General features: G+C 73.7%; 10 protein-coding genes. 2 read left to right on the top strand and 8 right to left on the bottom strand.

Annotated elements, in window-relative coordinates:
• Positions 1–43: 43 nt before the first annotated feature.
• The 3 genes from AQJ11_RS10035 to AQJ11_RS10025 all read right to left on the bottom strand — a co-directional run bounded on the left by AQJ11_RS10035 (position 44) and on the right by AQJ11_RS10025 (position 3,689).
• Positions 44–2,380, bottom strand: coding sequence for an ATP-binding cassette domain-containing protein (locus AQJ11_RS10035; protein WP_059262702.1), 2,337 nt, complete (start codon positions 2,378–2,380; stop codon positions 44–46).
• Between the two features lie 29 nt (positions 2,381–2,409).
• The gene (locus tag AQJ11_RS10030) at positions 2,410–2,607 is read right to left on the bottom strand and encodes an antitoxin (protein WP_014676437.1); all 198 of its coding nucleotides are present in this window, start codon (positions 2,605–2,607) and stop codon (positions 2,410–2,412) included.
• A gap of 74 nt (positions 2,608–2,681) precedes the next feature.
• Positions 2,682–3,689, bottom strand: coding sequence for an LLM class flavin-dependent oxidoreductase (locus tag AQJ11_RS10025; RefSeq protein WP_058083079.1), 1,008 nt, complete (start codon positions 3,687–3,689; stop codon positions 2,682–2,684).
• A gap of 105 nt (positions 3,690–3,794) precedes the next feature.
• Here AQJ11_RS10025 and AQJ11_RS10020 point away from each other — a divergent pair, with 105 nt between their 5' ends.
• Positions 3,795–4,286, top strand: coding sequence for a phosphatase domain-containing protein (locus AQJ11_RS10020; RefSeq protein WP_014676439.1), 492 nt, complete (start codon positions 3,795–3,797; stop codon positions 4,284–4,286).
• Between the two features lie 21 nt (positions 4,287–4,307).
• On the opposite strand, the gene AQJ11_RS10015 is transcribed toward AQJ11_RS10020, so the two are convergent.
• On the bottom strand, positions 4,308–4,523 hold the full coding sequence (locus AQJ11_RS10015) for a dodecin (RefSeq protein ID WP_014676440.1): 216 nt from the start codon (positions 4,521–4,523) through the stop codon (positions 4,308–4,310).
• Positions 4,524–4,733: 210 nt separating this feature from the next.
• On the opposite strand from AQJ11_RS10015, the gene AQJ11_RS10010 reads away from it, so the two are divergent.
• The gene (locus AQJ11_RS10010) at positions 4,734–5,990 is read left to right on the top strand and encodes an extracellular solute-binding protein (RefSeq protein ID WP_059262701.1); all 1,257 of its coding nucleotides are present in this window, start codon (positions 4,734–4,736) and stop codon (positions 5,988–5,990) included.
• Between the two features lie 15 nt (positions 5,991–6,005).
• On the opposite strand, the gene egtD is transcribed toward AQJ11_RS10010, so the two are convergent.
• The 4 genes from egtD to egtA are packed head-to-tail and all read right to left on the bottom strand — an operon-like array spanning position 6,006 to position 10,460.
• Positions 6,006–6,965, bottom strand: coding sequence for an L-histidine N(alpha)-methyltransferase (egtD, locus tag AQJ11_RS10005; RefSeq protein ID WP_014676442.1), 960 nt, complete (start codon positions 6,963–6,965; stop codon positions 6,006–6,008).
• Positions 6,962–7,777: an ergothioneine biosynthesis protein EgtC gene (egtC, locus tag AQJ11_RS10000; RefSeq protein WP_059262700.1), complete on the bottom strand. Its 816-nt coding sequence runs from the start codon at positions 7,775–7,777 to the stop codon at positions 6,962–6,964. Before egtC ends, egtD begins: the two co-directional genes overlap by 4 nt.
• Entirely contained in the window at positions 7,777–9,120 is a 1,344-nt protein-coding gene (egtB, locus tag AQJ11_RS09995; RefSeq protein WP_014676444.1) for an ergothioneine biosynthesis protein EgtB, read from the bottom strand. The genes egtC and egtB overlap by 1 nt, the downstream gene beginning before the upstream one ends.
• Entirely contained in the window at positions 9,117–10,460 is a 1,344-nt protein-coding gene (egtA, locus tag AQJ11_RS09990; protein ID WP_059262698.1) for an ergothioneine biosynthesis glutamate--cysteine ligase EgtA, read from the bottom strand. The genes egtB and egtA overlap by 4 nt, the downstream gene beginning before the upstream one ends.
• Positions 10,461–10,472: the final 12 nt, after the last annotated feature.

Genomic DNA, 10,472 nt, shown 5'->3' with positions numbered 1-10,472 from the left:
AGCCACCGATCAGCCGCGTGAACAACGCTGCGGGTCAATACACCTAAGGCATGACCCGTGCCAGATAGGGCGCCGTCGCGCTGCCCTCGGCGCGGGACACCCGGTCCGGCGGGCCGGCCGCCACGATCCGGCCGCCCCGGTCGCCCCCGCCCGGGCCCAGGTCGATCACCCAGTCCGCGCCCGCCACCACCGTCATGTCGTGCTCGACCACGACGACGGTGTGCCCGGCGTCGACCAGCCCGTGCAACCGGTCCATCAGGACCTCCACGTCGGCCGGGTGCAGACCGGTCGTCGGTTCGTCCAGCAGGTACAGGGTGTGGCCCCGGCGCCCGCGCTGGAGCTCGCTCGCCAGCTTGATGCGCTGCGCCTCCCCGCCGGACAGCTCGGTCGCCGGCTGGCCGAGCCGCAGATAGCCGAGGCCCACGTCGAGCAGGGTGGTGAGGCTGCGGGCGGCGGCGGGGGAGTCCGCGAAGAACTCCGCCGCGGCCTCCACGGTCAGGTCGAGGACGTCGGCGATGGTCCGTCCCCGGTACGTCACCTGGAGCGTCTCGGGGTTGTAGCGGGCGCCGCCGCAGTCCGGGCAGGGCGCGTAGGTGCTCGGCAGGAACAGCAGTTCCACGCTGACGAACCCCTCGCCCTGGCAGGTCTCGCAGCGCCCACCGGCCACGTTGAACGAGAACCGCCCGACGCCGTACCCGCGCTCCCGTGCCTCCTCGGTGCCGGCGAACACCTTCCGCACGACGTCGAACAGGCCGGTGTAGGTGGCCAGGTTGGAGCGCGGGGTGCGCCCGATGGGCCTCTGGTCGACCCGGACCAGCCGCTCGATGCCGTCCAGGTCCTCCGTCAACTCGCCGATCAGCGTGGACTTCCCGGAGCCGGAGACACCGGTCACCGCGGTGAACGCGCCGAGCGGGAACCGTGCCGTCACCTCTCGCAGGTTGTGCCGGGTCACCGGGCCCACCGTCAACCAGCCGCGCGCCGGGCGGACTTGGCGCGGCGGACCGGGCGACTCGTCGAAGAGGAACACGGCCGTCGCCGACTCCTCGACCGAGGCCAGCTCGGCGACCGGCCCGCTGTACAGCACCCGCCCGCCGTGCTCGCCCGCGCCGGGGCCCACGTCGACCACCCAGTCGGCGCCGCGCACCACCTCCAGGTGGTGCTCCACCACGAAGACCGAGTTCCCGGCCGCCTTCAGCCGGTCCAGCACGGTCAGCAGGGCCTCGGTGTCCGCCGGGTGCAGCCCCGCGGACGGCTCGTCGAGCACGTACACCACACCGAACAGCCCGGAGCGCAACTGCGTGGCGAGCCGCAGCCGTTGCAGCTCGCCCGCCGAGAGGGTGGGGGCGGCCCGGTCCAGGCTGAGATAGCCGAGCCCCAGCTCGACCACCGGCGTGATCCGGGACATAAGGTCGGCCGTGAGCACCCGGGCCGTCTGCGTCCCGGTGCCGCCGTCCAGCAGTGCCGCGAGGTCGGTCAGCGGCAGCGCGGCCAGCTCGGCGATGGTCCGGCCGCCGAAGGTCACCGCGAGGGCCTCGGGCCGCAGCCGGCTGCCCCCGCAGGCGGGGCAGGGCGCGCTGGTCAGGAAGCGCTCCGCCTTCGCCCGCAGGGTCGGCGACTTGGTGTCGGAGAAGGTCTTCAGGACGTACCGGCGGGCGCTCATGTAGGTGCCCTGGTACGGCCGTTGGATGCGGTCGGCGTCCCGGACCGGGTGCACGGTGACCACCGGCTGCTCGTCGGTGAACAGGATCCACTCGCGCTCACGGGCGGGCAGTTCGCGCCAGGGCCGGTCCACGTCGTGACCGAGCGCGTCCAGGATGTCCCGCAGGTTCTTGCCCTGCCAGGCGCCCGGCCAGGCCGCGACGGCGCCCTCCCGGATGGTCAGCGAGGGGTCCGGGACCAGCAGCTCCTCGGTGGTCTCGTGCACCTGCCCGAGGCCGTGGCACGTGGGGCAGGCACCGGCCGCCGTGTTCGGCGAGAACGCGTCCGAGTCCAGCCGCTCGGCGCCGGGCGGGTAGGTGCCGGCGCGCGAGAACAGCATGCGCAGCGAGTTGGAGAGGTTGGTGACCGTGCCCACCGAGGAGCGCGAGCCGGGGGCGGAGCGGCGCTGCTGGAGCGAGACCGCGGGCGGCAGCCCGGTGATCTCGCCGACCTTGGGCGCCCCCACCTGGTGGATCAGCCGGCGCGCGTACGGGGCGACCGACTCGAAGTACCGCCGCTGCGCCTCGGCGTAGACCGTGCCGAACGCCAGGGACGACTTGCCCGAGCCGGAGACGCCGGTGAAGACGGCGAGGACGTCCCGGGGGATGTCCACGTCGACGCCCTTGAGGTTGTGCTCGCGGGCGCCGCGGACGCGGACGTAGGGGTCATGGGGGCTGTGCATCGAGGGGATACTCTAACCGCCCCGGTGCGTCAGACCTGCGGAGGGTTGTCCCGGTCCTGCGGCCGGGTGCCGAACTCGTCGCGCAGTTTGTCCTGGCCGGTGTCGACCTGCGACCGGTACTTGTTCCCGGTGCGCTCGTCGACGTAGTCGCCGCCCTTGTCGATGCCCTTGTCGGCCATACCCTCACGGCCCTTGAGCATGCCCTTGATCTTGTCCTTGAGGGACATGGCAGCCCTCCTCGTCGCTAGGGGTTCGCCCTCCCAGGGTCACCGGCCCCGGCCGGGTTCGCATCTCGGGCGGGTCACCTGACCGGCGCGAAGAGCGCGGCGAGCCGCCGGTGGGAGTCGAGCAGGGCCGTACGGTCGTAGGTGCTGGTGGTGACGAGTACCTCCTCGGCGCCCGTCTCCTTGAGCACGGTCTCAAGCTCGTGGGCGACCTGGTCCGCGGTGCCCGCGATGTGCCCGGCCAGCCCGGAGGCGTAGAGGTCCCGTTCCTTCGCGGTCATCGCGCGGGCCTCGACCGCCTCGGCGGGGGCGAGCGGCGGGAAGGTGCCGTGCGTGCGGGAGTACGCCATCGCCCAGGCCTCGGGGACCAGCAGCCGGCGCGCCTCGGCCTCGGTGCCGGCGACCGCCACCGTGCCGGAGATCACGACGTACGGCTCGGACGCCCAGCGGGAGGGGCGGAACAGGGAGCGGTACTGGTCGATGCCGCGCAGCATCTTCTCGCGGCCCCGCAGGTCTCCGATGACCATGGGCAGGCCCGCGCGGGCCGCGATGCGCGCGCCCTCGCCCATGGCCAGCACGAACGGCGGCACGGTCAGCCCCTCCGCGGGGCGGGCGTGCACCCCGGTCGGCGAGCCGCCCGTGAACCAGTCCAGCAACTCGCCGAGCCGGGCCGCGAAGTCCTCCGCGTCGCCCTTGTCCCGGCCGAGCGCCCTGCGCACCCCGTCCGTGAAGCCGACGGAGCGGCCGAGCCCCATGTCGACACGGCCCGGGAACAGCGACTCCAGCACCCCGAACTGCTCGGCGACGACCAGGGGCTGGTGGTTGGGCAGCATGACCCCGCCCGTGCCGACCCGGATGGTGCGGGTGGCGGCGGCGACCGCGGCGGCGAGCACGGTCGGCGCGGAACCGGCGACACCCGGCACGCCGTGGTGCTCGGACACCCAGAACCGGTGGTAGCCGAGCGCCTCCACCTCGCGCGCCAGCGCGACGGTGTCCCGCAGGGCCTCGGCGGGCGGGTGGCCCTCTCGGGTGCGGGAGCGGTCGAGGACGGAGAACCGGGTCCGGCTGATCAGTGTGCTGCTCACAACAGGGTTCAACGCCGTGGCAGGCCCGGGATTCCCGCGGCCGGCCCCGGTGGGTGCGCCGGTACGCGCCGTACGGCCGGCCGGGGGCTGGTTAGGGTGGTCGGTGTGACCGACAGCAGCAAGCGCCCGCTCGCCGTGTTCGACCTGGACAACACGCTTGCCGACACCGCTCACCGCCAGCACTTCCTGGAGAGCCGGCCGCGGGACTGGGACGCGTTCTTCGCCGCCGCGCCCCAGGACCCGCCGATCGCCGAGGGCGTGGCGCTGGCCGTGGAGAGCGCCCGCGCCTGCGAGGTCGTCTACCTCACCGGCCGCCCCGAGCGGTGCCGCCGGGACACGCTGGAGTGGCTCGCGGCCCACGGGCTCCCGGAGGGGCGCGTGCACATGCGGCGCGACGCCGACCGCAGGCCGGCCCGGTTCACCAAACTGGAGATCCTGCGCCGGCTCGCCCGGGACAGGGAGGTCCGGGTGGTCGTGGACGACGACGAACTGGTCTGCGACGACGCCGAGCGGGCCGGTTTCACCGTCGTACGGGCCCGCTGGGCCGCGGAGTCGGCCGCACTGCACGAGGCGCAGGAGCGGGAAGGACGTACCTGAACAGGGCCCGAGCGGACGGGCTCAGTCGCCGTCCTCCAGGCGGAAGCCGACCTTCAGGCCCACCTGGTAGTGCTCGATCCGGCCGTTCTCGATCTGGCCGCGGACCTGCGTCACCTCGAACCAGTCCAGGTTGCGCAGCGTCTGGTCGGCGCGGGCGATGCCGTTGCGGATGGCCTGGTCGACGCCCTCGTGCGAGGTGCCGACGATCTCGGTGACCCGGTAGGTGTGGTTCGACATGCGGGTGCTCCTCTCGTGTCACGCCGTACTCCACCGTGCCGTATCAGCGCTGCGCGCGCACGGCGTCGCGGGCCGGCCGGGGTCCGGCCCTTGACCTCCGCATTGGTCCATACCAAAATCCGGAACACCCGTACGAGCCGCGCGCTCGTCCCCCCACGTCGGGCCCCCACCCCTGTCCCAGCACTCCCGCCAGACAGAACAGGACCCCTCGTGAGACGTCGTCTGCTCGCCCTCATCTGCGTCACCGGTTCGCTCGTCAGCGGCTGCGGGATGCTCCCCGGCGACCACGACCGCAAGACGGTGACCGTGTGGCTGATGAAGGGCAGCGCCTCCGGGGAGTTCCTGCGCCGGTTCACCGAGGACTTCGAACGCACCCACGAGGGCCTGCGGCTGGACATCCGCATCCAGGAGTGGACCGGCATCGTCGACAAGGTCCGCGGCGCGCTCAAGGCCGGCTCCGGTGACGGCCCCGACGTCATCGAGGTCGGCAACACCCAGGTGCCGCTGTACGCGGACGGCGGCCGGCTCGCGGACCTGACCCTGGAGTCGATGCGGGACTGGGGCAAGGAGAAGTGGCTGCCCGGTCTCGCCGAGCCCGGCAAGGACGGGAACAAGCAGTACGGCATCCCGTGGTACGCCGCCAACCGCGTCGTCATCTACCGCAAGGACCTGTTCGAGCAGGCCGGCGTCACCAGCCCGCCGAAGACCCGCGACGCATGGCTCGCCGCCACCGAGAAGCTCGACTCCGGCGGCAACCAGGGCATCTACCTCGCCGGGCAGGACTGGTACACGCTCTCCGGCTTCATCTGGGACGAGGGCGGCGACCTCGCCCGGGAGGAGGACTACGAGTGGCAGGGCACCCTGGACACCCCGGCCGCGCTGCGCGGCATGGACTTCTACCGCCGGCTCCAGGCGCTGGGGGAGGGACCCGTGGACGCCGACGAGGAACACCCGCCGCAGGCCGGGGTGTTCGCCGGCGGCAAGGTCGCGCAGATCGTCGCCGTACCCGGGCTCGCCCAGGCGGTCGTCCGGCAGAACCCGGACCTGAAGGACAAGCTCGGCTTCTTCCCCGTGCCCGGCCGGACCGCCGGGCGGCCCGGCACGGTCTTCACCGGCGGCTCGGACCTGGTCGTCCCGCGCAACACCGACGACCAGTTCGCCGCCACCGCCGTCGTCGGGGCGCTCACCGGGGCCAAGTGGGACACCGAGCTCGCCCGCGCCATGAACTACGTGCCCAACAAGACCACGCTGGCCGACGCGGTCGGGGGCGAGGAGGGGGTCGCCGCCATGGCCGCGGGCGCGGCACACGGCCGGGCGACCCCCAACACCCCTCAGTGGGCCGACGTGGAGGCCGACAACCCGATCAAGGAGTACATGACCCGGGTGCTGGGCGGCGCGGACCCGGCGACCGAGGCCCGCCGCGCCTCACGCGAGATCACCGAGGCGCTCGCCCCGAACGTGGGCTGACCGGGCGCACCCGGCTCACCGCACCACGCTCAGCGACAGTGCGAACCGGCCCTCGGCGTCCGTCCACCAGTGGGTCAGCTCCAGGCCGGCCGCGGCCAGTTCTCCGGTCACGCCCTCCTTGCGGAACTTGGCCGACACCTCGGTGCGCAGCTCCTCGCCCGCCGCGAAGTCCACGGCGAGATCGAGCGCGGGCACCTTCACGGTCTGCGCGGTACGGGAGCGCAGCCGCATCTCGATCCACTCCCGCTCGGCGTCCCAGAGGGCCACGTGGTCGAACGCGTCCGGGTCGAAGTCGGCGCCCAGTTCGCGGTCGACCACGGCCAGCACGTTCTTGTTGAACGCGGCCGTCACCCCGGCCGCGTCGTCGTACGCCCGGACCAGCACCCGCTCGTCCTTCACCAGGTCCGTGCCGAGCAGCAGCCCGTCGCCCGGGGCGAGCAGCGCCCGCACCGAGGCGAGGAACCCCGCGCGTTCGACGGGCAGCAGGTTGCCGATCGTGCCGCCGAGGAAGGCCACCAGCCGGGGCCCCGGTGTGGCGGGCAGGGTCAGCGGGGCGGTGAAGTCGGCGATCAGCGCGTGCACGTCGAGCTCGGGGCGCTCCTCGATCAGGGCCCCGCCGGCCTGGGTGAGGGCGCTCTCGCTGACGTCGACCGGGACGTACGCCGAGAGGGGGAGCGCGTCGATCAGATAGCGGGTCTTCTCCGAGGAGCCCGAGCCCAGTTCGACCAGGGTGCGGGCACCGCTGGCGGCGGCGATCTCACCGGACCTAGCGGCGAGGATCTCCCGTTCGGCGCGCGTGGGGTAGTACTCGGGCAGTTCGGTGATCCGCTCGAACAGCTCGCTGCCGCGGGCGTCGTAGAACCACTTGGGCGGCAGCCACTTGGGAGTGGCGGTGAGGCCGTGCAGGACGTCGGCGCGCAGCGCGGCGTCCGTCGCGTCCTCGGGGAGCGTGCGGGTGACGTGCAGGGGGCTCAACGGCAGGGCTCCTTCGGTGATCGGGGTGCCCCCGCTCGGGCGGAGCCGAGCGCGGGCGAGGCCGCCGGGTCCTCCAGCGGGGCGAGCAGCACGCCGACGCGGCTCGCGGTGAGCACGGTGCGGTCGGGCACCTCCCGCCAGAGCGGGTCGTCGTCGTACGGCTCGGAGGCGACGACCGTGCTCCGGCCGGGCTCCGTGCGGTACCAGAGCGAGTCGCCCCAGGCGGTGGCCGTGATCGTGGCTCCGTCGGTCAGCAGCAGGTTGAGGCGGGAGGCGGGGGCCGCCCAGGCAAGCTGGCGAACCGTTTCTCCCATGGCCTGGTCCGCCTCGTCGCCGCTGCGCAGCCGGTGCAGGACCAGCGCCCAGACGAACGCCGAGTCGTTACGGGCCTGGAGCGAGAGCAGCTCGACCGGCGGCAGCGCGGACACCAGGGGCGCCGCCGCGTCCGGCCAGCCCGCGACCGCGCCGTTGTGACTGAACAGCCACCGCCCGGACGCGAACGGCGCCGCGGCGGCCTCGGCGTCCGCCCCCGCGAAGGTCGCGTCCCGGACGGCCGCGAGCACGGCGCCCGAGCGCACCACCCGGGACAGGTCGGCGAAGGACAGGTCGGCCCAGATCGGCCCGGCCCGCCGGTAGCGCGCCGGTACCGGGTCCTGCGAGGCGTACCAGCCCACCCCGAAACCATCGGCGTTGACCGTGCCGTGCCGCTGCCGGCGCGGCGCCCACGACTGACGGAACAGACTGTGCGGGGGCTCCATGAGGACCCGGCCGAGCGGTTCCTCGGGGCCCAGGTAGGCGAGGTGACGGCACATCAGACCGCCTCCGAGCGGGCGGTGCGGAACCCGGAGAAGATCTGCCGGCGGATCGGATAGTCCCAGTTGCGGAAGGTACCCCGGCAGGCCACCGGGTCCACGGCGAACGAACCGCCGCGCAGCACCTTGTGCTCGGACCCGAAGAACACCTCCGAATACTCCTTGTACGGGAACGCGCGGAAGCCCGGGTACGGCAGGAAGTCGCTCGCCGTCCACTCCCACACGTCACCGATCAGCTGCCGGACGCCGAGCGGCGAGGCACCGGCCGGGTAGCTCCCGGCGGGAGCGGGCCTGAGGTGCCGCTGGCCCAGGTTGGCGTGTTCCGGCGCCGGGTCGGCGTCCCCCCACGGGTAGCGCCGCGAGCGGCCGGTGGCCGGGTCGAAGCGGGCCGCCTTCTCCCACTCCGTCTCGGTGGGCAGCCGCCGCCCGGCCCAGCGGGCGTAGGCGTCCGCCTCGTACCAGCACACATGCAGCACCGGCTCGTCGGGCGGGACCGGTTCCGTGATCCCGAACCGGCGCCGCAGCCACTGGCCGCCGTCGCGCCGCCAGAACAGCGGGGCGGATATGGCGTGCTGCCTGATGTGCGCCCAGCCCTCCGGCGACCACCAGCGCTCGGTGTCGTAGCCGCCGTCCTCGATGAACGCCTGGTACGCCGCGTTCGTCACCGGGGTCGTGTCGATCCAGAACGGCGCCACCTCGCGCGGGTGCGCCGGGCGCTCGTTGTCCAGCGCCCAGGGTTCGCTGGAGGTGCCCATGGTGAACGGGCCGCCGGGGACGAGGACTTCGGCCGGCCCGGTGAAGAGCGGGGCCGGCTCCGGGTCCGGGGCGGTCAACGCCTGCGGGCCCTTGCGGAGCTGATGGGTGATCAGCATGGTCTCGTCGTGCTGCTGTTCGTGCTGGGCGATCATGCCGAAGGCGAAGCCGGCCTCGGTCAGCCGGGTGCCGTGGAAGTCCGCCGCCTGGAGCAGGTCCAGCGCCCGGCCGCGCACCTCCGCCGCGTACCGGCGGGCCTCGGCGGGCGGCAGCAGCGGCAGGGTGGGGCGCTCGGACCGCGGGTGCTCGAAGGCGTCGTACAGGCTGTCGATCTCGGGCCGCATCGCCTCCCGGCCGCCGACCGCCCGCAGCAGCCACAGCTCCTCCTGGTTGCCGATGTGTGCCAGGTCCCACACCAGTGGGGACATCAGCGGCGAGTGCTGGGCGGTGAGGTCCGGTTCGTCGACGCAGGAGGTCAGCAGCGTGGTGCGGTCGCGGGCGGTGGTGAGGGAGGCCAGCGCGCGCTCCCGCAGCGCCTCGGCGTCCGTCTCGGCCGTCTGGGTCTCGATGTCGGTCTCGGGGGCGGTCATGTACGGATGTCCTTCCTCCCGCGGGCGGTGCGGGTGCCTCGGGCCGGGCCGGACCCGGACGAGGGCGTCACGGTCAGCCGGTCCAGCAGGTCGTCGGCCGGGCAGCGGCCCCGGGCGACATAGCGGTCCCGGTACGCGGCCACGGCGTCGATGACCCGGGCGGTGGCGCCGAGCCGGGGCAGCGCGTCCAGGGCCGCCGCGAAACAGACGTCGGCCGCCTCGCGCAGCTCCGGGTCGGCGAGCCCGGACCGGGCCGCGTCGACCCACAGGGGGTTGTGCGGGGCGGGCAGGTCCAGGGCCCGTTCGCCCAGTGGTTTCACGGTCCGGTAGGCGGTCTCGGCGGCCTCCGGGTCGTCGAACAGCGCCGCCGTCACCGCGAGCGGCACGATCCAGCCGTCCTCGCCGGGCTGGGCGTCGATCATCCGCAGCTCCAGATGGCCGCGCGGCCGGACCGGCGGGAACAGCGTGGTGAGGTGGTAGTCGAGGTCCGCCCGGGTGGGCGGCCGGGGCGAACCGGAGCGGGTCCACTCCCGGAAGGTGAGCCCCTCGGGCACCTCCCACGGTCCGCTGTCCCGGCGCACGCACATCACCGGCGCGTCCAGCACGTGCCGGGCCCAGGCGGCCCGCGGCTCGCCGTTCGGCGGGGGAGCGCCGGCCCGGCCGGCACCTATCTCCGTCCATATCAGCTGCCGGGCGGACTGCCAGCCCGTGGGGCGACCGCCGATCAGCGGCGAGTTGGCGAACGCGGCCACCAGGACCGCGCCCAGCTGGTGCGCCAGCCACCAGCGCCGGGCGTGCCCCAGCGGGCCGGGCTCCTCGTGTCCGGCGTCCACGCAGACCTGGACGGACGCAGAGGCGCACATCATGTGCCGGCCGGCCGGACCGGTGCGGTCCAGGCAGGTCTCCATGGCGTCGTAACGGGGCTCGCGCAGGAATCTGCGGGGCGGGTGCCAGGGATCGTGACCGATGCCCGCGAGGCCGAGACCGTCCTGGGCCAGCACGGCCCGGACGGCGTCCAGGTCGGCGGAGACGGTGTCGACGCACTCCATCAGGGAGGCGGCGGGCGGCGAGCTCAGCTCCAGCTGGCCGCCGGGTTCGACGGTGAGCGCCGATCCCAGGGGTACGGCCCGCACGGTGGCGTAGGCCGCTTCGAGTCGTTCGGGTGTGACCGGGAGCTGCGGCAGCTCCAGCGGGTGGACGAGCCACTCCAGCTCGACACCGAGGGTGCGGGGCGGTCCGGTCTTGAAGCAGATGCCCCGGACCAGGGCCTCCACCTCGGCCTCGGTGACGGCGGTGCGGTGCTCCGTACAGTCACCACCGTCGCTCTGTGTATGAGACATGTCGGGATCCTC

It is taken from the genome of Streptomyces corchorusii (assembly GCF_001514055.1).
Classification (GTDB): domain Bacteria; phylum Actinomycetota; class Actinomycetes; order Streptomycetales; family Streptomycetaceae; genus Streptomyces; species Streptomyces olivaceoviridis.
Note: the sequence above shows the minus strand (reverse complement) of the source record. Positions and strands in the feature narration are given on the sequence as shown.